The 20,500-nt window shown below is 69.7% G+C and carries 17 protein-coding genes, 1 tRNA gene and 1 pseudogene; 10 read left to right on the top strand and 9 right to left on the bottom strand.

Translation table 11 applies throughout. The features are described 5' to 3' along the window. Nucleotides 1–20: 20 nt before the first annotated feature. Complete coding sequence (locus tag ACNKFW_RS13000; protein WP_147428411.1) at nt 21–1,505, top strand: CYTH and CHAD domain-containing protein; 1,485 nt, start codon at nt 21–23, stop codon at nt 1,503–1,505. A gap of 15 nt (nt 1,506–1,520) precedes the next feature. Here the strand turns inward: ACNKFW_RS13000 and ald are convergent, their stop codons facing one another. After that, the gene (gene ald / locus ACNKFW_RS12995; RefSeq protein ID WP_024845955.1) at nt 1,521–2,639 is read right to left on the bottom strand and encodes an alanine dehydrogenase; all 1,119 of its coding nucleotides are present in this window, start codon (nt 2,637–2,639) and stop codon (nt 1,521–1,523) included. A 406-nt stretch (nt 2,640–3,045) separates the two neighbouring features. On the opposite strand from ald, the gene ACNKFW_RS12990 reads away from it, so the two are divergent. The 8 genes from ACNKFW_RS12990 (at nt 3,046) to ACNKFW_RS12955 (ending at nt 8,940) form a co-directional block, all read left to right on the top strand. Further along, nucleotides 3,046–3,924 (top strand): MBL fold metallo-hydrolase, encoded by an 879-nt coding sequence (locus ACNKFW_RS12990; protein WP_024845607.1) that lies wholly within the window; start codon nt 3,046–3,048, stop codon nt 3,922–3,924. A 15-nt stretch (nt 3,925–3,939) separates the two neighbouring features. Beyond that, nucleotides 3,940–4,200, top strand: coding sequence for a YgaP-like transmembrane domain (locus tag ACNKFW_RS12985; RefSeq protein ID WP_147428413.1), 261 nt, complete (start codon nt 3,940–3,942; stop codon nt 4,198–4,200). Continuing rightward, nucleotides 4,197–4,628, top strand: coding sequence for a YeeE/YedE family protein (locus ACNKFW_RS12980; RefSeq protein WP_024845605.1), 432 nt, complete (start codon nt 4,197–4,199; stop codon nt 4,626–4,628). The genes ACNKFW_RS12985 and ACNKFW_RS12980 overlap by 4 nt, the downstream gene beginning before the upstream one ends. Nucleotide 4,629: 1 nt before the next feature. After that, a complete protein-coding gene (locus ACNKFW_RS12975; protein ID WP_147428414.1) occupies nt 4,630–5,055 on the top strand; it encodes a DUF6691 family protein in 426 nt (141 codons plus the stop codon). Next, nucleotides 5,046–6,833 carry a SulP family inorganic anion transporter gene (locus ACNKFW_RS12970; RefSeq protein ID WP_147428416.1) on the top strand — a complete coding sequence of 596 codons (1,788 nt, stop codon included), beginning with the start codon at nt 5,046–5,048 and terminating at the stop codon, nt 6,831–6,833. Before ACNKFW_RS12975 ends, ACNKFW_RS12970 begins: the two co-directional genes overlap by 10 nt. Before the next feature lie 81 nt (nt 6,834–6,914). Continuing rightward, a complete protein-coding gene (trxC, locus tag ACNKFW_RS12965) occupies nt 6,915–7,358 on the top strand; it encodes a thioredoxin TrxC (protein ID WP_147428417.1) in 444 nt (147 codons plus the stop codon). Between the two features lie 65 nt (nt 7,359–7,423). Beyond that, entirely contained in the window at nt 7,424–8,398 is a 975-nt protein-coding gene (locus tag ACNKFW_RS12960) for a glutathione S-transferase family protein (protein WP_147428418.1), read from the top strand. 466 nt (nt 8,399–8,864) lie between these two features. Beyond that, nucleotides 8,865–8,940 (top strand) — tRNA-Ala (locus tag ACNKFW_RS12955). 213 nt (nt 8,941–9,153) lie between these two features. Here ACNKFW_RS12955 and ACNKFW_RS12950 read toward each other — a convergent pair. Next, the gene (locus ACNKFW_RS12950) at nt 9,154–9,558 is read right to left on the bottom strand and encodes a hypothetical protein (protein WP_208852055.1); all 405 of its coding nucleotides are present in this window, start codon (nt 9,556–9,558) and stop codon (nt 9,154–9,156) included. A gap of 71 nt (nt 9,559–9,629) precedes the next feature. Then, nucleotides 9,630–10,589 (bottom strand): annotated as a pseudogene (locus ACNKFW_RS12945) (IS110 family transposase); the annotation flags it as partial. Nucleotides 10,590–10,706: 117 nt separating this feature from the next. Between ACNKFW_RS12945 and ACNKFW_RS12940 the strand changes: the two are divergent. Continuing rightward, the gene (locus ACNKFW_RS12940; protein ID WP_208852040.1) at nt 10,707–12,680 is read left to right on the top strand and encodes an NADH:flavin oxidoreductase; all 1,974 of its coding nucleotides are present in this window, start codon (nt 10,707–10,709) and stop codon (nt 12,678–12,680) included. 134 nt (nt 12,681–12,814) lie between these two features. Here the strand turns inward: ACNKFW_RS12940 and ACNKFW_RS12935 are convergent, their stop codons facing one another. The 6 genes from ACNKFW_RS12935 to ACNKFW_RS12910 form a co-directional block, all read right to left on the bottom strand. After that, nucleotides 12,815–14,275: an NAD-dependent succinate-semialdehyde dehydrogenase gene (locus ACNKFW_RS12935; protein WP_418025423.1), complete on the bottom strand. Its 1,461-nt coding sequence runs from the start codon at nt 14,273–14,275 to the stop codon at nt 12,815–12,817. Continuing rightward, on the bottom strand, nt 14,272–15,324 hold the full coding sequence (locus tag ACNKFW_RS12930; protein WP_147428419.1) for a tartrate dehydrogenase: 1,053 nt from the start codon (nt 15,322–15,324) through the stop codon (nt 14,272–14,274). Before ACNKFW_RS12930 ends, ACNKFW_RS12935 begins: the two co-directional genes overlap by 4 nt. Nucleotides 15,325–15,335: 11 nt before the next feature. After that, nucleotides 15,336–16,799, bottom strand: a complete 1,464-nt coding sequence (locus ACNKFW_RS12925) for an aldehyde dehydrogenase family protein (protein ID WP_147428420.1) — start codon at nt 16,797–16,799, stop codon at nt 15,336–15,338. 115 nt (nt 16,800–16,914) lie between these two features. Next, nucleotides 16,915–18,240 carry an FAD/NAD(P)-binding oxidoreductase gene (locus ACNKFW_RS12920; protein ID WP_333483816.1) on the bottom strand — a complete coding sequence of 442 codons (1,326 nt, stop codon included), beginning with the start codon at nt 18,238–18,240 and terminating at the stop codon, nt 16,915–16,917. Then, nucleotides 18,237–18,536, bottom strand: coding sequence for a (2Fe-2S)-binding protein (locus tag ACNKFW_RS12915; RefSeq protein WP_028710680.1), 300 nt, complete (start codon nt 18,534–18,536; stop codon nt 18,237–18,239). The genes ACNKFW_RS12920 and ACNKFW_RS12915 overlap by 4 nt, the downstream gene beginning before the upstream one ends. Further along, entirely contained in the window at nt 18,533–20,500 is a 1,968-nt protein-coding gene (locus ACNKFW_RS12910; protein WP_147428422.1) for a hydantoinase B/oxoprolinase family protein, read from the bottom strand. The genes ACNKFW_RS12915 and ACNKFW_RS12910 overlap by 4 nt, the downstream gene beginning before the upstream one ends.

Here is a 20,500-nt window from a genome sequence, read left to right as displayed (position 1 = left end):
GCGCCCGATGGAAGGTCGAAATGCCGCAACAGAAAACCATGGTCTCCGTGCCGGAACTGATGCTCGAGATCGCACCCGATGCGGCCGAGGCCCTGCGCGCCTCGGACCTGCTGCCGGGCGAGCCGGCCGTCCTGCCGGTCCGTGCCACCTATTTCGACACGCCCGACCGGGATCTGGCCACCGCCGGCTTCACGCTGAGCCTGACCGAAGGCGAAAGTGAGGGCGAAACCGCGCGCGTCCAGACCGTCAGGGCCACAGGCAGCACCGCCGATCTGTTCGTGCTGCCGGAATGGCGCCAGCCCGTCGCGGCCGACAGGCCGGTGCTGGACGAGCGCACGCCGCTTTGCACGCTTCCGCCGGCGAAGATCGCCGAGATCGGCCCGCTGTTCGGCCTGTGCCTCCGGCGGCAGCTCTGGACCCTGTCCTGGCAGGGCGCCGATATCGAGCTGGCGCTGGACCGCGGCGAGGTGACGGCCGCCGACCGCCGCTCGGCGCGCTGCGAGCTGCGGCTGGCGCTGCGCGACGGCGCGCCCGCCGCCCTTTACGCGCTGGCCCGCCGGCTGGACGAGATCGCGCCGCTGCGCCTTGGCGTCCTGACCGAGGCGGATCACGGCTTTCGCCTGTTGGGGCCGGTGCTGCACATGCACAAGGCGGCGCCGGTCGCCCTGCATCGCGACATGGTGGCGGCAGAGGGGTTTCGCGCGATCGGCGCCGCCTGCCTGCGGCAGTTCCGGCTCAACGAGCCGCTGGTCGACCCCGCAAACCCCGAGGCCGTGCATCAGGCACGGGTGGCGCTGCGCCGGCTGCGCTCGGCCTTTGCCATCTTCAGGCCGATGCTTCAGGACGAGACCGGCCCTCGGCTGAACCGGGAAACCCGCTGGCTTGCCGGGGTGCTGGGCGAGGCGCGCGACCTGGACGTGCTGCGCATGCGCTGCCGGCCGGAAGCGTTGCGCGCCCGGCTGGAACCGGCGCGGATGGCGGCCTATGACCAGGCCCGCGGGATGCTGGAATCGCGCCGGGCGCGGCTGCTGATGCTTGACCTGGCGGAATACCTTGCCATCGGACCCTGGACCATGCAGCCCTCGGGCGCCGAGATCCGCGGCCTGCCCCTGCGCGAATACGCCTCGGCCGCGCTCGACCGCCTGCGCCGCAAGGTCAAGAAGGACGGCATCGGCCTTGCCGATGTGGATGACGAGACCCGGCACGAATTGCGCAAGGACGCCAAGAAGCTGCGCTATGCCGCCGAGTTCTTTGCGCCGCTTTATGCGGAAAAGCGCCGCAGGCGGCGGGCCGCGCGCTTCTTGGCCGCGCTCGAGGCGTTGCAGGATCGCATGGGGGCGCTGAACGACCTGGCGGCCGCCCCGGCGCTGGTCGAGCGGCTGGGCTTGGCCGGCGATCCCGCCGCGGCCGCGATCCTGGGCACGGATCGCGACAAGCGCAACCTGATCGAGGCCGCCGCCGAAGCCCATGAGGCCTTCGTCGATGCCAAGCGATTCTGGCGCTAGGGCCGCAGCGAAGCCCTAGCCGGCCAGCAGCTGGTCGGGGGTGATCGCCGCCAGCCCCAGCGCCTCGCCCACCGGCGGCGAGGTCAGCTGCCCCTCATGCGTGGCCAGGCCGGCGCGCAGATGCGCGTCATCGGCCAGCGCGCGGCGCCAGCCCTTGTCGGCCAGGGCCAGCAGGAAGGGCAGCGTGGCATTGCCGAGCGCCTGGGTCGAGGTGCGCGCCACCGCGCCGGGCATGTTGGCCACGCAGTAATGGATCACGCCGTCGACCTCGTAGATCGGATCCTGGTGCGTGGTGGGGCGCGAGGTCTCGAAACAGCCGCCCTGGTCGATGGCGACATCGACCAGCACCGCGCCGCGCGGCATGGTTTCAAGCTGCGCCCGCGACACCAGCTTCGGCGCCGCAGCCCCCGGCACCAGCACGGCACCAATCACCATGTCGGCGCGCTGGATCAGCTCGGCGGTCGCGGCTGCGCTGGCATGCTGGGTAGTCAGCTTGCCCATGAAGAGATCGTCGAGCCAGGACAGCCGCGGCAGCGACCGGTCCATCACCGTCACGTTGGCACCCATGCCGACCGCGACCCGCGCCGCCGCGGCACCGACCACGCCGCCGCCGATGATCAGCACATTGGCCGGCCTGACCCCCGGCACGCCCCCCAGCAGTACGCCGCGCCCGCCATTGGCCTTTTGCAGCGCCCAGGCGCCGACCTGCGGTGCAAGCCGCCCCGCCACCTCGGACATCGGCGCCAAGAGCGGCAGCCCGCCGCGCGCATCCGTCACCGTCTCATAGGCGATCGCGGTCACGCCCGAGGCCAGCAGCTCGCGCGTCTGTGCCGGATCGGGCGCCAGGTGCAGATAGGTGAACAGCACCTGCCCCTGCCGCAGCATGGCGCGTTCGGGCGCCTGCGGCTCCTTGACCTTGACGATCAGCTCGGCCTCGGCAAAGACCGCGGCCGCATCCGGTGCGATCTGCGCCCCCGCGGCCAGGTAATCCTCGTCGGCGAAGCCCGAGCCCAGGCCGGCGCCGGTCTCGACCAGAACCTGGTGGCCGCGCATGACCGCCTCGGCGGCGGCGGCGGGTGCCAGGCCGACGCGAAATTCCTGCGGCTTGATCTCCTTGGGGCAGCCGATCCTCATTCCCTTCTCCTCCCGTTGGCTTTGGAACTCCTGGCGCCAGTCTGGCATTGCCTTTCCGCAAGATGCTGCGAAATCAAGCCCTGCGAAGGCGCGCCGCCGCACGATGACGCCCCGGTTCTTCAGAAGAATCGAAGATCCTGCCGCCGTCAAGCGCAAGGGCGCAAGCTTTCCCTCCTCCGGCGGTCTTGCATATATTCGCATACTTGAATATGCTTTATTGCGACGCGCGATCTGCGTGCAGGAGGAGTATTCGATGCGCCATGCCCCGACCTCGGCCGCCGGCCCGGTCTCGACACCCGATCTCGATCTCGATCTCGATCCCGGTTCCGACACCCGGCCCGCCACCCGTTCCGAACCGCAGGCCGAACCGCAGGCCGAACCCGGTTCCGATGCGGGCCCGGCGGCCCTGGCACCCGCGCCCGAAGTGACCGGCTTCTACGAGGCGCGCACCGGCTCGGTGCAATATGTGGTGGCCGATCCGGCGACCGGCCAATGCGCGGTCATCGACCCGGTGCTGGACTATGACGAGAAATCCGGCGCCACCGCCACCATCGAGGCCGACCGCATCCTCGCCTTCATCGCCGAGAAGGGCTACGCGCTGGAATGGATCCTCGACACCCATCCCCATGCCGACCATTTCTCGGCCGCCGATTATCTCAGGCGCAGGACCGGCGCCCCCACCGCCATCGGCGAGAAGGTGGTCGAGGTGCAGAAACTGTGGAAGGAATTCTACAACTGGCCGGACTTTCCCGCCGACGGCTCGCAATGGGACAAGCTTTTCGCCGAGGGCGAGACCTTCCGCCTCGGCTCGATCCCGGCGCGGGTGCTGTTCTCGCCCGGCCATACCCTGGCCTCGATCTCCTATGTGATCGGCGACGCGGCCTTCGTGCATGACACGCTGTTCATGCCCGACAGCGGCACGGCGCGGGCGGATTTCCCCGGCGGCGACGCGCATGCGCTGTGGCGCTCGATCCAGGCGATCCTGGCCTTGCCGGACGCGACGCGGGTCTTCACCGGCCACGACTATTGCCAGGGCGGGCGGGCGCCGGCCTGGGAATCGACCGTGGCCGAGCAGAAGGCCAGGAACAGCCACATGGCGCGATACCGCACCGAGGCCGCGTTCGTGGCGGCGCGGCAGGCGCGCGACCGCACCCTGCCGATGCCCAAGCTGATCCTGCATGCGCTGCAGGTCAACACCAATGCCGGCCGGCTGCCCGCGCCGGAGGCGAACGGCCGGCGCTACCTGAAGATCCCGCTGGACCTGCTGCAGGCGCCCTGGGACTGAGGCGGAGGAGGAAGGATGCGGATCAATATCGGAACCGCCGAGCGGGCGCTGCGGCTGGTGCTGGGCATCGGGCTGGTGCTCTTGGCCTTGCTGGCCGGGCTGTCGCCGGCATGGAGCGGGGCGGCGGCGCTGGCCGGGCTGGTGCTGCTGGCGACCGCGGCGCTGCGCTTCTGCCCGGTCTGGGCGCTGCCGGGCATCACCCGCGGCCTGGAAGGCGGGGGGCGCGAAGCTGGCGACCGCGGGAACGGGGATCATCAAGACGGAGGCGGGGCATGACCGCGTTCACCACCGAGTTCACCCCTGTGCAATCGCTGCTGGGCGGCGGGCTGGTCGGGCTGGCGGCGGTGCTGCTGATGGCGCTGCACGGCCGCATCGCCGGCATGACCGGGATCCTGGCCGGGGCCTTCGCGCCGGGCGGCGGCTGGCGGCTGGCCTTCCTGGCCGGCGCGGTGGCGGCGCCCTTGCTGCTGGTGCGGCTGGGCGGGGTCGCGGTGGATTTCTCCAGCCCGGTGCCGCTGGGCTGGACGGCGCTCAGCGGGCTCATGGTCGGGATCGGGGTCAGCTATGGCGGCGGCTGCACCTCGGGCCACGGGGTCTGCGGGCTGGCGCGGCTGTCGGCGCGCTCGCTGGTGGCGACGCTGAGCTTCATGCTGGCGACCGGGGCCACGGTCTATGCCACGCGCCATCTTGCGGGAGGGTTCTGAGATGGTCTTGCTGTCGGCCTTGCTGATCGGGCTGGTCTTTGGCGCGGGGATTGCGGTCTCGGGCATGGCCAACCCTGCGAAGGTTCTGAATTTCTTCGACATTGCCGGGGCCTGGGATCCGTCCCTGGCCTTCGTGATGGGCGGCGCGCTGGCGGTGGCCCTGCCGGGCTACCGGCTGGTGCTGCGCCGGCCGGCGCCGGTGCTGGCGCTGCGCTTCCACCTGCCCGAGCGGCGCGACATCGACCCGGCCCTGGTCGGCGGATCGGCGCTGTTCGGCCTGGGCTGGGGGCTCTCGGGATTCTGCCCCGGCGGCGCCATCCCCGCCATCGGCCTCATCCACCCAGAACCCGTCCTCTTCTCCGCAACAATGGCCGCTGGAATCGCAATCGTCAAAACAGGGCAAAGGGTCCGCCGCAGATGCACCTGATCCACCGCCTGCCCATGCTGCAATGGGCGCGCGGCTATGGCGGGGCGCTGCTGAGCGCCGACCTGCTGGCCGCGGTGATCGTCACCATCATGCTGATCCCGCAGAGCCTGGCCTATGCCATGCTGGCCAACCTGCCGCCCGAGGTCGGGCTTTACGCCTCGATCCTGCCACTGGTCGCCTATGCGGTCTTCGGCACCTCGCGGGTGCTGGCGGTCGGGCCGGTGGCGGTGGTCTCGCTGATGACGGCCTCGGCCATCGGGCCGGTGGTGCAGGCGGGGCTGGCCGATGCGCTGAGCGCCGCCGTGGCGCTGGCGCTGCTTTCGGGCGCGATGCTGGTGGCGGCGGGCATCTTCCGCCTGGGGTTTTTGGCGAATTTCCTGAGCCATCCGGTGATGTCGGGCTTCATCACCGCCTCGGGCATCCTGATCGCGGCCGGGCAGATCCGGCACCTGCTGGGCCTGGGCGGCGGCGGCTCGACCCTGCCCGAGATCCTGCCCGCGCTTTTCGCCGGCCTGCCCCGGACCAATCCCTGGACGCTGGCCATCGGCGCCGGGTCGCTGGCCTTTCTTTACGCGGCGCGGCGCTGGGGCAGGCGCGGGCTGGTGCGGGCCGGGCTGCCCGGCTGGCTGGCCGACATGCTGGCGCGCACGGCACCGATCCTGGCCATCGCCGTTTCCATCGCGCTGGCCAAGGCGCTGGACCTGGGCGGGCGCGGCGTGGCGCTGGTCGGTGCCATCCCGCAGGGCCTGCCGGGGCTGTCGCTGCCCATCCCGTCGCTTGATTTGCTGGCGGCGCTGGCGCCGGCGGCGCTGCTGATCTCGGTCGTGGGCTTCGTCGAATCGGTCTCGGTCGGGCAGACCCTGGCGGCGCGGCGGCGCGAGCGGATCGCCCCGGACCAGGAGCTGATCGGGCTGGGCGCCGCCAATATCGCCGCGGGGCTCAGCGCGGGCTATCCGGTCACGGGCGGCTTCGCGCGCTCGGTGGTGAATTACGACGCGGGGGCGCAGACCCCGGCGGCGGGAGTGTTCACCGCCATCGGCATCGCGCTGGCGGCGCTGTTCCTGACGCCGCTGCTGGCCGACCTGCCGCAGGCGGTGCTGGCAGCGACGATCATCCTGGCGGTGCTGTCGCTGGTCGATTTCCCCGCCATCCGCCGGGTGCTGGACTATTCGCCGCGCGATTTCCTGGCCATGGCGGCGACCATCCTGGTCACGCTGCTGGTCGGGGTCGAGCCTGGGATCAGCGCCGGGGTGCTGCTGTCGCTGGTCATGCAGCTTTACCGCAGCTCGCGGCCGCATTCCGCCGTGGTGGGCCAGGTGCCGGGAACCGAGCATTTCCGCAATGTCGACCGTCACCGGGTGCTGATCTGGCCCGAGATCCTGTCGCTGCGCGTCGATGAAAGCCTGTATTTCGCCAATTCCCGCTTTCTCGAGGACCGCATCGCCGCGCTGGTTGCCGACCGGCCGCGCCTGCGCCACGTCGTGCTGATGTGCCCCGCGGTCAACGACATAGACGCAAGCGCCCTGGAAAGCCTCGAGGAGATCAACCGCCGCCTGGCCGAGGGCGGGATCAAGCTGCACCTCTCGGAGGTCAAGGGGCCGGTGATGGACCGGCTGCGGCGCAGCGATTTCATGCGCCACCTGTCCGGCCAGGTGTTCCTGAGCCAGCACGAGGCCATCTGCCAGCTGCGCCGCGACCTGGGGCCGGATGCCGGCCCGGCGCAGGAAACGGGGCTGGCCTGTTACGGCGACGCGGCGCGGCTTTTGCGGGGCGGATAGGGCTCCGGCAGGGCGGGCCTTGTTTACCTACGCGCCTGCGAATATATCGGGGCAGCCCTGCCCGGAACCCCGAGGTTGACCATGTCCGGCACCGACCGCCAGATCGTCTGCACCGCCTGCGGCGCCACGAACCGCCTGCCGCCCGAGCGTGACGCGCGCGCGGCACGCTGCGGCAAATGCCGCGACGCGCTGTTTTCCGGCCATCCCGCCGATGTGGAAGGGGCGATGTTCCAGCGCCAGGTCGGCCGCAACTCGATCCCGGTGCTGGTCGATGTCTGGGCGCCCTGGTGCGGCCCCTGCCGGATGATGGCGCCCGAATTCGCCCGCGCCGCCGGCATGCTGGAGCCCGAGATGCGGCTCATCAAGCTGAACTCCGAGACCGAGCCGCAGGTCGCCGCCGCCCTGGGTATCCGCGGCATCCCGACGCTGATCCTCTATCGCGGCGGGCGCGAGATCGCGCGGCAATCGGGCGCCATGAACGCCGCCTCGATCGCCGGCTGGGCGCAGGCGCAACTGGGCAACTGAACCGGGCGGTTGCCCGCCCTGCCCGCTCGGCTATGCTGGGCCGGACGGAAACGCGGGGGGGCGGCATGGGCCAGTTGATCGACGGCGTCTGGCATGACGAATGGTATGACACCGAAAGCAGCGGCGGGCGCTTCCAGCGCAGCGTGACCGCCTGGCGCAACTGGATCACCCCGGACGGCCGCCCCGGCCTCAGCGGCAAGGGCGGCTTCGGCCCCGAAAGCGGGCGCTATCACCTCTATGTCTCCTATGCCTGTCCCTGGGCGCATCGCACGCTGATCTTTCGCGCGCTCAAGGGGCTGGAGCCGCATATCGGCGTCTCGGCCGTGCATCCCGACATGCTGTCCGAGGGCTGGACCTTCGCCACCGATTTCCCCGGCGCGACCGGGGATCGCCTTTACGGCCTGCCCTATCTGCGCGACCTCTACCTCAGGGCGGATCCGAAAGCCTCGGGCCGGGTGACGGTGCCGGTGCTGTGGGACAAGGCGCAGCAGACCATCGTCAGCAACGAAAGCGCCGAGATCATCCGCATGTTCAATTCGGCCTTCGACAGGCTGACCGGGAATGAGGACGATTACTGCCCGGCCGAGCTGCTGGACCGGATCGACGCGATGAACGAACGCATCTACGACCGGGTAAACAACGGCGTCTACAAGGCCGGATTCGCCACATCGCAGGCGGCCTATGACGAGGCGGTCGGCCCGCTTTTCGAGACGCTGGACTGGCTCGAGGGTCATCTGTCCGCCAACCGCTATCTCTGCGGCGCGCGGATCACCGAGGCGGATTGGCGGCTTTTCACCACCGCGCTGCGCTTCGACCCGGTCTATCACACGCATTTCAAATGCAACCGGCGCTGGCTGCGGGAATATCCGAACCTCTGGGGCTGGACGCGCGAGCTTTACCAATGGCCCGGCGTGGCCGAGACGGTGCATTTCGACCATATCGTGCGCCATTACCACTATAGCCACGACACGATAAACCCGCATCGCATCATCCCGATCAACCCGCTGATCGACTGGCAGGAGCCGCACGGCCGGGGCTGAGGGGCAGCCTTGCCAGGCGCCCGGCCGCCGCGGCGGATCCTTATCAGGCGGCGTGATTGCCGCGCGAATCCGCCATCCGCGCCAGCCGCCCGGCCAGCGATGGGCATCGCCACCTTGACCATGGGGGACGGCGCAGTCGCCCCCGTCTTCTGAACAGGTCGCCCGCGGCAGGACAGGCATCGGCGCCGGACCGGGGCCGGCCCCGGCACTGCCCCGATTGCGGCCCGGAACCGCAAGGGGCAAACCGTCCTGGCGGGGTTCGCGGCACGATCTCGGGGCAGCCGCGCGCCTGCCCACGCAGGGTTTTGAACCGCGGGTTTTCCAGGAAAACCGCCATGATTATTGGGCTTGGCGGACAGCGCGAGAATTTTTCCCCGATGCCGTATTTTTCCGCTTGCACCCGCCGGCGCCCCCTCCTATACGACGCCTCACACGGGCGCCGGAGACGCCGCCCGAGACCTCCGGTGGGGCCATAGCTCAGTTGGTAGAGCGCTTGAATGGCATTCAAGAGGTCAGGGGTTCGACTCCCCTTGGCTCCACCAATTCTCTCGCACATTTCGATGTAATATCAGCCGGTTAGACGAATGCCGCCGCGTGCCACCCCACGCTCGCCCCCACACCCGAAAAAAGATGCCGCTGGATTTCGCTGGACGTTCAGCGACCCGTGTAGCCCGGAAGCGAGCCGGATCGAGGTGTCAGCTTCGGGGCACAACTAGGAGCCTTCGCGCCCGTTCCAGAGGCCGAAGCGGCAGGCATCATTTCAAACCCGGAGCGGTTAGGCCAGCCGTGACGGGGGCTATTCCGATGCGGTGTCCATCAAGTGGCGATAAGGATGGCCGAGAAGGCCAATCGGTTCTGGCTGAGCTTTTCCGAATGCCGTCGATCTGCGCAGGCTCGGTCGGATAGCCGTTCGAGGCGTGGCGGATCAGCCCGGCCCGGAAGGCCCGCAGGTCCAGCAGCCACCACAGGTCGAACCCCGTCCCGGAGGCATTGGCGTGGCCATAAAACAGCCAGTCGCCCTCGCCGTTCACAATCTTGGCCAGTCCGGTCGGATTGCCCGAGGGCCGGCGCGAGCGGATAGTGAGGTCGCAGGGATAGCTGCCGGCATAGCCATGGCGCTGCACCCTGGCGGCTATGCGCATGTCCCGGCCGTCCAGCATCAGCAGATCGGTGGCGTGGCGGGTGTCGAGGTAATCTGGCGCGACCCGCAGCAGATGCGCACCGACGATGCGGCGGATCTCGGAGATGAAGCGAACCTTGAGGCGCGCGTCAGCATGATATGCGCGGCTTCATAAGGCGCGTTACGCACCATGCCGTCACCGACCCTGGTGATACCGCCATCTCTGTCGGTCTCGCCCGACCGATATTTTCCGGGCAGCAATCGGAGGTAGGCACCAACGGCTTGGAACCTGGAAAACCGCCCTGGATCGTCAACCGCAGAGCGATAGGTCAGCGCAACCAAGGCTCCGACACCAGGCAGACTCATCAGCCGATGGCAGACAGGATCGACACGGGCGATCTTCAACATCGCAGGGTGCAGCCGGGTTAATTCCTCCCACAAGGCGGCGCGCGCCTTCAGCATCGGACCGATGACCGTCGCCAGCATGTCATGCCCTTCGATGAGCTCGCGAATACGGGCCTCGAAACACCCGTGGCTTACCTCGCCGACCTTGAGCCCGTAGCCACGTGAGGCATGCCGCGGATGCTGGGTTCGACATCGCGCAGCTTGGCCTGCAACAGCTCGCGGCCGACCAGCAACGCCCGCGTCGCCTGGGCATCTGCCGACTTCGCATGCACAGGGCGGCACCAGTCCATGCGCAGCAATTGCGCGATTCCACGCGCGTCCCTGCGGTCCGCCTTCACCGTCATCGCCGACAGCGCAGCCTTCGCATGCCGCGTTTCCAGCAACACCACGTCAAAACCTTTGACGACCAGACCCTCACGCAACCATTGCGACAGAGGGCCTGCCTCGAGACCGATCCTGGCGACTGGAAATCCAAGTTCGGCGAAGTGCCGCGAGAATGCCCCGGTTCGCTCGCCACTTTCGTTTCGCGCATGATCTTACCAGACGCATCCACCACGCAAACACTGCTCTGTTCCAGCGACACGTCGATTCCTGCATAATAAGTCCATGGCTGTTCCCCGTCTGATGCCTGGGGCCGAAACCAACGGACCCCGTTTCCGACATCATCACCCCGAGGGACAGCCACCTTCATGGCCACCAGAGGAACGCTGGCCCATTACGGCATCTAGGCAGGTTGAGGGGGCGGCTTGCGCCCCAACGTGCCGCTGCAGACAGGATCACAGCATGCAAATGTTCGCCCCCGACGCCCGATCAGCCGACCCGCTTCTTCGCCCCTTCAGCCTACGGGGGCTGGACCTGCGCAACCGCATCGTCAGCACCAGCCATGCCTCGATGCTGGACGATGGCGGAATGCCGGGGGAGCGTTACATGGCCTATCACGAGGAGAAGGCCAGGGGCGGCATCGGCATGACGATGATCGGCGGCTCGGCCATGATTTCGCGCGATTCCAGCTGGGGCGGGGGGCAGCTGAACCTGGCGGATGACGCGGTCATCCCGCATCTGGCGGCGATGGCGGACCGGATCCATGGCCAGGGGGCGGCGATCATGTGCCAGATCTCGCATCTGGGGCGGCGGGCCACGGCGCTTGGCGGCGCCTGGCTGCCGGCCATTGCGCCGTCCCGGGTGCGCGAGACCCGGACCCGCAGCTTTCCGAAAGAGATGGACCGCGCCGATATCGACCGGGTGATCGCGGATTTCGCCGCCGCCGCGCGGCGCTGCCAGGAGGCGGGGCTGGACGGGGTCGAGACGCTGACCGGCGGGCACCTGATCGGCCAGTTCCTGTCGCCGCGCACCAACCGTCGCACCGACGGCTTCGGCGGATCGGCTGCCAACCGCGCCCGCTTCGCGCTGATGGTGCACGAGGCGGTCCGCCGTGCCGTGGGCGACGATTTCGTGGTGGGCATCCGCTATGTCGTCGACGAAGGCGGCACGGACGGGCTGACCGCCGACGAAGCCCTTGAGATCGCCCGGATGATCCAGGCCGAGGGGCATGTGGATCTGTTCGACTGCATCTATGGCCGCATGGACAGCGACCTGCTGCTGACCGAGGACAACATGCCCGGCATGTTCCAGCCCCAAGCCCCCTATCTGGCGCATATCCGCGCCTTCCGGCAGGCGGTGTCGCTGCCGGTCCTGCACGCGGGCGGCATCCGCGACGTGGCCACCGCGCGCCATGTGCTGCGCGACGGGATCGCGGATCTGGTCGGCATGACGCGCGCCCATATCGCCGACCCGCATCTGGTCGCCAAGATCGCGGCCGGGGTCGAGGATCGCATCCGCCCCTGCGTCGGCGCCTCTTATTGCCTGTATCGCAAGGCGCATTGCGTCCATAACCCCGCGACCACGCGCGAAACCACCCTGGGCCACGCGATCCCCCGGTCCCCTGCGCCGCGCCGCGCCATTGTCGTGGGCGGCGGCCCGGCGGGGATGGAGGCCGCGCGCGTGCTGGCCGAACGCGGCCACCGCGTCACCCTGATCGAGGCAGCGGCGCGCCTTGGCGGGCAGATCCTGGTGGCGGCCAAGGCACCGGGGCGCCGCGACCTGCTGGGCATCATCGACTGGCGGCGCAGCGAACTGGGCCGGCTGGGGGTGGATGTCCGCCTGAACACCTGGGCCGAGGCGGCCGACATCCTGGCCGAGGCGCCGGACATCGTCGTCGTGGCGACCGGCGGCATTCCCGACCTGGACTGGCTGGAGGGGGCCGAGCATTGCCACAGCACCTGGGATCTGCTGACCGGCGCGGTCGCGGCCCAGGGCGAGGTGCTGGTCTATGACGGCACCGGGCGGCAGGCAGCGCCGTCCTGCGCGCTGAAGCTGGCCGATGCCGGGCGGACCGTCACCCTTGCCACTCCCGACGCGGTCCCGGCGACCGAGATGCCCTATCAGGACGCCACCAGCTTCCGCAAACGCTTCTATCAGGCGGGCCTCGCCACCCTGACCGATCTCGCGCTGATCCGGGTCGAGCGCCGGGGAAACCGGCTGCGCGCCACCTTGCGCAACGAGATGACGGGGGCGAAACGCAGCCTGGACGCCGCGCAGGTGGTCGTCGAACACGGCACCCTGCCGCTGGACGATCTGTTCACCGAGTTGCACGAGTCAGGCGAAGGTTTCGCGCTGCACCGGATCGGCGATGCCGTTGCCAGCCGCGACCTGCACGCCTCGATCCTGGATGCCTATCGGCTGTGCCTGGGGTTGTGACGGCGGGCCTTGGGCGCAGGCCTTGGGGTGGGGTTTCACCCCACCGCGCGCCCGGCAAAAAGTGGGTGAAACCCCACCCTACAGGCCGCTCGCCCTTTCATGGGGTGTGACAGCGTTTCGAGAAGGGGCGGGCCTTACAGCCCGCCGAAATGGAACGCCTTGGTTTCCAGATATTCCTCGATCCCGTCCTGCGCTCCCTCGCGGCCAAGGCCCGAGGCCTTGACGCCGCCGAAGGGCGTTTCGGCATGGCTGACCGCGCCGGTGTTCAGCCCGACAAGGCCGAACTCCAAGGCCTCGCCCACGCGGAAGGCCCGCGCGATGTCGCGGGTGAAGAAATAGGCGGCCAGGCCGAAGGGCGTGCCGTTGGCGATGGCCAGAGCCTCTTCCTCGGTCTCGAAGCGGAAGATCGGGGCGACGGGGCCGAAGGTTTCCTCGGCGGCCAGCTGCATCTGGGTCGTGGCGCCGACCAGAACCACCGGATCGGCATAGGCATCGGGCAGATCGCGCGCGGCGGTGGCGCGGGTCGCGCCCTTGGACAGCGCGTCCTCGACATGGGCGCGGATCTTGGCGATGGCGGCGCCATTGATCATCGGGCCGATGGTCGTGCCCTCGGCCGTGCCGGGGCCGACCTGCAGCGCATCGACACGCTTCGCCAGCGCCGCGACGAAGGCGTCGTGGATGCCCGACTGCACCAGGATCCGGTTCGCGCAGACGCAGGTCTGCCCGCCGTTGCGGAACTTGGACAGCATCGCGCCCTCGACCGCCGCGTCCAGGTCGGCATCGTCGAAGACGATGAAGGGCGCGTTGCCGCCCAGCTCCAGCGACATGCGCTTCAGCGTCGGCGCGCATTGCTCGGCCAGCAGCGCGCCGACGCGGGTCGAGCCGGTGAAGGACAGCTTGCGCACCACCGGGCTGGCGGTCAGCGTGGCGCCGATCGCCTCGGGGCGGCCGGTCATGATGTTGATGACGCCCGCCGGGATGCCCGCGCGTTCGGCCAGCACGCCAAGCGCCAGCGCCGAATAGGGGGTGAGGTCCGACGGCTTCACCACCATCGTGCAGCCCGCCGCCAGCCCCGGCGCCACCTTGCGGGTGATCATCGCGATGGGAAAGTTCCAGGGCGTGATGATCGCGCAGACGCCCACCGGCTCCTTCATGGCAAAGACCTTCTTGCCCGGCACCGGCGAGGGGATGATCTTGCCGTTGATGCGCCGCGCTTCCTCGGCGAACCAGCGCAGGAAGGAGGCGCCATAAAGCACCTCGCCCCGCGCCTCGGCCAGGGGTTTGCCCTGTTCCGCGGTCAGGATCTGCGCCAGGTCGTCGGCGTGGTCCAGCATCAGCTGATACCAGCCCATCAGCAGGTCGGCGCGCTCGGCATGGGTGCGCTTGCGCCAGGCCACCATGGCGCGTTCCGCGGCGGCGATGGCCTGCGCGGTTTCATCTGCCGTGCAGTCGGGCATGGTGCCCATGGCGCGGCCGGTGGCGGGGTTCATTACCTCCATGTCGGGGCGGGCGATCCACTGGCCGTCGATCAGCGCGGCCTGGCGGAACAGGCCGGGATCGTTCAACTGCGGGCCGAAATCGGTCATCTGGTTCATGCGTGTTCCTCCAGCGCGGCCAGGACGGCTGCGGTAATGGCATCGGTGCCGTGCAAGCCGGGGCGGATGCCGATGCCCCGGGCGGTGGCGGATTCGATGGCGGCCAGCACCGCATCGGCGGCGGGCTTCTCGCCCAGGTGCTCCAGCATCATCGCCCCCGACCAGATCGCGGCGATGGGATTGGCAAGGTTCCTGCCCGCGATGTCGGGGGCCGATCCATGCACCGGCTCGAACATCGACGGGCCGCTGCGGTCGGGGCAGATATTGGCCGAGGCCGCGAAGCCCAGGCCGCCCTGGATCGCCGCACCCAGATCGGTCAGGATGTCGCCGAACAGGTTCGAGGCGACGATCACGTCCAGATCCTGCGGCGCCATCACCATCTTGGCGGCCATGGCGTCGATATGCATGGGACTGACGGTCACGTCGGGATATTCGGCGGCAACCTGCTGCGTCACCTCGTCCCAGAACACCATCGAATATTTCTGCGCATTGGATTTCGTGACCGAGGTCAGGTGCCCGCGCCGCGCCCGCGCCTGTTCGAAGCCGAAGCGGATGATGCGCTCGACCCCCTTGCGGGTGAAGATCGCGGTTTCGGTGGCGACCTCGTTGTCGCGGCCCTGGTGGACGCGGCCGCCGGCGCCGGAATATTCGCCCTCGGTGTTCTCGCGGATGCAGAGGATGTCGAAGCCTTCCGCCCTCAGCGGGCCTTCCACGCCGGGCAGCAGCCGGTGCGGACGGATGTTGGCATATTGGTCGAAGGCCTTGCGGATCGGCAGCAGCAGCCCGTGCAGCGACACGGAATCCGGCACCGTGGCGGGCCAGCCGACCGCGCCCAGATAGATCGCGTCGAAGGGGCGCAGCTGCTCGATCCCGTCCTCGGGCATCATGCGGCCGGTCGCCAGACAGGTCTCGCAGGACCAGTCGAAGCGGGACGGTTCCAGCGTGAAGCCGAAGCGCGCGGCGGCGGCGTCCAGCACCTGCATCGCGGCGTCGGTCACATCCACGCCGATGCCGTCGCCGGGGATCAGCGCGATCTTGTGGGCGGTCATGGTCTTCTCCTTCAGATGTCGATCAGCACCGATTTCGTGCGGCGGTTCGCGGCGAATGCCTCGCGTCCCAGATCCTTGCCAAGCCCCGAGGCCTTCCAGCCGCCGGTCGGCAGGATATGGTCGCGCGACCGGCCATAGCGGTTGACCCAGACCGTCCCCGCCTCAAGCCGCCGGGTCAGGCGCAGGGCGCGGGACAGGTCGCGGGTGAACAGCCCGGCGCAAAGGCCATAGGTCGGGTGCTGGGCCAGGGCCAGCCCCTCCTCCTCGGTGTCGAAGGTCTGGAAGGTGGCGACCGGGCCGAAGATTTCCTCGGTCACGGCGGGATTGTCGGCCGAAACGCCGCCGATCAGGGTCGGCCGGTAGAAGCTGCCCTCGTGATCGAAGCGGGTGCCGCCGCACAGGATCTCGCCGCCCTGCGCCCGCGCCGCCTGCACGATGCCGTCGATCCGCCGCAGCTGCGGGTCCGAGATGATGGGCGAGAAGCCGGGGCTTTCCGCCCAGGTCGGCGCCGGCCGCGGCCTGGCAAAGCGGTCGGCCAGCCGCTCGGCCAGCGCATCGGCGATGCCGCGCTGCACGATGATGCGCGATCCGGCGACGCAGAACTGGCCGGCATTGGGCAGGATGCCGCGCTCCAGGCAGGTGGCGGCCAGGTCGACATCGGCATCGTCGAACACCAGCATCGGGCTTTTGCCGCCCAGTTCCAGGGTCATCGGCTTGATGCCGGTGCACGCGATATTCTCCATGATCGCCGCCCCCGCGCGGGTCGAGCCGGTGAAGCTGACCTTGTCGATGCCGGCATGCCCGGTGATCGCCGCCCCGGTGACCGGCCCGTCGCCCAGGACGACATTGACCAGCCCCGCGGGAATGCCTGCGCGCACCGACAGTTCGGCCATGTAAAGCGTGGACCAGGGCGTCATCTCGGACGGTTTCAGCACCACGGCATTGCCTGCGGCCAAGGCCGGCGCCAGCTTCCAGCCCGCCATCGAGATCGGGAAGTTCCAGGGCGCGATGGCGCCGACCACGCCATAGGGCTCGGCGGCGATGAAGCCCAGGCTGCCCGCGCCCGTGGGCACCAGGTCGCCGCCTTCCTTGTCGGCGAATTCGGCAAAGAAGCGGATCTGTTCTGCCGTCACCGGCACGTCGCCCGCGGCCACATGCGCGACCGGGCGGGAGGAGCAGACCGCCTCCAGCCGGGCGAGCGCCGGGGCCTCGGCCTCGATCAGGTCGGCCCAGGCATGCAGCGCGCGCAGACGGTCGCGGGGATGCAGGGTCGCCCATCCCGACACGGCAAGCGCCCGCCGCGCCGCCGCCACCGCGCGGTCCACCATGGCCGCATCGGCTACGGGGATATGGCCGATCACCCGGCCGCTGGAGGGGGCGCGCACCTCGAGCCGCGCCTCGTCCTCGACATAGGCGCCGTCGATGAAATGGCCTGCGGGCAGGGTCAGGGACAGGGGATCGAAGGCAAGGGTCATGGCATCCTCGGCTGTTGGGACAAGGGTGGCGCGGGGCGGCCGGCGAAAGCTGCCGAAGGGGCGCATCGGGCAGCAGAAATCACCGTGCCGCACCGAGGCACGGAAGATTATGCTGTCAGTCCTCCAGCAACGCGCCGACGGGCACCGGGCGCACCGGGGGCTGGCCGCGCAGCCGGCCCACCTCCTGCGGAGCAAGACCGGCGTGGCGGGCGATCAGCGCAGCGGCGGCAAGCTGGCAATAGCGGCCCTGGCAGCGACCCATGCCGATGCGGCCCAGGGATTTCACGCGATTGGCCTCGGCCCCGCCCAGGCCTGCGGCATCGCGCATCTGTCCCAAGGTGATCCCCTCGCAGCGGCACAGGACAGCCGCATCGGGCAGCGCATCCAGCTGGCCCGAGGGCCAGGGAAAGGCCCGCGCCATCGCGGCGGCGAAGCGGTGCAGCCGCCGGGCGCGGCGCAGCAGCGCGCGCGTGCCGGGCGTGGCGGTCCCCAGGTCGTTCAGGCAGGCATTAGCGGCCAGGGCACCCGCGACTTCGGCGCCGTCCGCGCCCAGGATGCGCAGCCCGTCTCCGGCCAGATAGAGGCCCGGCCCCGCCCGGCCCATCTCGTCCGCGACCGGCAGCCATTGCGCCCAGGTGTCGGACCAGGCAAAGCGCGCGCCTGCCAGATCGGCCAGTTGCGTTTCCGCCCGCAGGTGCCAGCCGAGCGCCACCGCGTCGCATTCCGTGACCTGCGCCCGGCCCCTGCCATCGCGCCAATGCACCGCGTCGTCCGTGATCCGCTCCAGCCGGACGCCGGCGTGATAAAGCCGTCCAAGCCGCGCCCGCATCGCCAGCCCGCGCGCCGTCACCGCCGGGCGGGCCAGGGCCATGCCGATGCCACCCCGCATCTGCGTCGCCAGGGACGAGGTGTCCAGCACCGCCGCGACCCCTGCCCCCGCCGCCAGCAGCTGCGTCGCCACCAGGGTCAGCAGCGGCCCCGATCCTGCCAGCACGATCTGCCGCCCGATGGCCACGCCCTGCGCCTTCAGCGCGATCTGCGCCGCGCCCAGGGAATAGACCCCGGCACGCTGCCAGCCATCCACCGGGACCAGGCGATCGGTGGCCCCCGTCGCCAGGATCAGCCGGTCATGGGGAATGCGTGCCGCGCCGACATGCGCCACCCCGTCGCGGATCGCATGGACCGAGGATTGCGGGCGATAATCCACCTGCCCCGTCGCCACCATTCCGTCGAACAGCGCGTGCAGCGCCCGCGCCTTCCCGGCCTCGGAGCCATAGAGCTTTTCCGGCGGCCGGGTAAAGCCCTCGGGCGGGCGGCGATAGATCTGGCCGCCGGCCCGCGCGGCTTCGTCCACCACGACCGGGCGCAGGCCCGCGCGGACCAGCCGCTCTGCCGCGCGGATGCCCGCAGGCCCGGCGCCGACGACCAGCACCCGCGTCATGCGGGCCACCCTTGCGGCGCCTCGGAAAGCAGCCGCATCCCCGCCGCAAGCGGCGTCGAGCAGGCGCGCAGGCGCGAGCCGTCCTCGGCCCAGATCCAGCAGTCCTGGCAGGCGCCCATCAGGCAGAAGCCCGCGCGCCGTTCCGGCCCGAACTCGGCCGGGCGCAGCGATCCGGCGCCGGTCAGGATCGCGGTCAGCACCGTGTCGCCCATGAGCCCGGTCATGTCGTGCCCGTCGAAACGGAAGGCGACCGGCGCGCGCCCCGTCTCGGCCAGCCGGACCAGTTGCCCGGTCATTCCGCGGCCTGCGCAAGGGCCGGGCGCGGCAGGTCGGGGAAACGCGCGCAGACGGCGTCGAAGGCGCGGTGCACGGCCTCGGGGCCATTGCCCTCCATGCGGCGGAAGATCTCGGTCTTGGCGAAGAAGCGCCAATGGATCGGCAACGCCGCCAGGATCTCCGTCAGGGTCTCATAGGCGGCATGGGTCCAGCGCGCCTCGAAACCGTCGCGTTCGGGGCCGAAATGGAAATGCCCCTGGTGTTCCGTCGCCTGCGCCCGCAGCGCCGCCGTGGCATCGGCATCGCCGACGACCACGCCGTAATCGCGCCGCGCCGCATCGGCCGAGACATAGCCCCGCGCCACATCCTGCTCGACGCGCCAGACCTCGCGCTCGAAGGGGTTGCCGCGCCCGCCGCCCCCGGCGGAACGGATCATCAGCACATCGCCGGGGCCAAGGATCGCGGTGTCGGCAGAGCCGGTGCGCCGTTCCTCGGGCGTTCCGGGGTTCACGATCATCTCGGCCAGGCCCGCCGCCTTGCCGCCCAGGATCCCCCAGGGGCGGAAGACGCTGCGGTCGCGGTTGCGCGCGGTGATGCGGCTATCGGGGGCGAAGACGCGGAAGGCCATCTCGGTGGCCAGCCCGCCCCGCCAGCGTCCGGCCCCGCCGCTGTCCTGCGCAAGGCCGTAGCGGACGAATTCCACCGGCACCTCGGTCTCGGTGATCTCGATGGGAGTGTTCTTCAAATAGGCCGCGTCCGCGCCCGAGCCGTTGGTGCCGTCGCGCCAGGGCATGCCGCCGCCGCCGCCCACCACCGGGTTCACGGCAGCGATGACCGTCTTCTGCGTGCGCTCGTCCCGCGTCATCACGTTGATGATGCAGTTGTTGCCGGCGGGCGCGGCGGGCATCCGGTCGGGAATGGCCTGCGAGAATGCCCCGAAGATCACCGACCGCAACCGCGCGCAGGTCAGCGACCGCATCCCCACGGCAGCGGGCGCCACCGGGTTCAGCACCGTGCCTTCCGGCGCGATGCAGGTAAAGGGCCGCGTCAGCCCGGTGTTCAGCAGGATGCGCGGGTTCAGCGTGTAGAGGACGTAATAGACCCCCACCAGCAGCATGGTATGGCGCGGATCCCCGCCCGAAGGCACGTTCAGCGAACTGCCAAGCTGCGGGTCCGATCCGGTGAAATCCAGCACCGCGCTGTCGCCGCGGATCTTCAGGGTCAGGTTCAGCCGGCAGGGATTGGCCTGGTCGCTGTCCTCGTCGGCGTAATCGGCGAACTGGTAATCCCCGTCCGGGATCGCGCGCAGGATGTCGCGGGCCTGCGCCTCGGCTTGGTCCTTCAGCGCCGCGACGCCCTGGACGAAGCCCTGCTTGCCGAACCGGGCGATCATCTGATGCACCTTGCGCTCGCCGGTGTTCAGCGCGCCGACAAGCGCCTTGATGTCGCCGATGTTCAGCGCGGGCTTGCGGACATTGGTCTGCATGATCCGCAGGATCTGCTCGTCGAAGACGCCTTCGTTGACCAGCTTCATCGGCGGGAAGCGGATGCCTTCCTGATGGATCTCGGTCAGGGACCGGGACAGGGACGCCGGCACCGCGCCGCCCATGTCGGTGTTGTGGATATGCCCGCCGGTCCAGGCGACGATCTCGCCATCCGCGAAGACCGGCTTCCACAGGTGGGTGTCGGGGGCATGGGTCGCGACATGGCCGGAATAGGGGTCGTTGGTGAAGGCCACGTCGCCCGGGCGGTAATCGTCCACCATGGCGATGGCCCGGCCATAGGTCAGGCCCGGATACCAGGTCGCGCCCAGGTCCATCGGCACCGCGAAGGTGTCGCCGCCCTTGTCCATCAGCATGACGGTGAAGTCCTGCGTCTCCTTGACGAAGGCGGAATGGGCGGTGCGGTGCAGCGTATGGGCCATGTTCTCGGCCGCCGCGCGGGCGTGGTTGGCCAGGACCTGAAGCGTCATCTTGTCGAACAT

Origin of the sequence: Paracoccus sp. TD-10 (genome assembly GCF_048270675.1) — a bacterium.
Classification (GTDB): domain Bacteria; phylum Pseudomonadota; class Alphaproteobacteria; order Rhodobacterales; family Rhodobacteraceae; genus Paracoccus; species Paracoccus pantotrophus.
The sequence above is the reverse complement of the archived record's forward strand: the minus strand, read 5'-3'. Positions and strand labels throughout refer to the sequence as shown.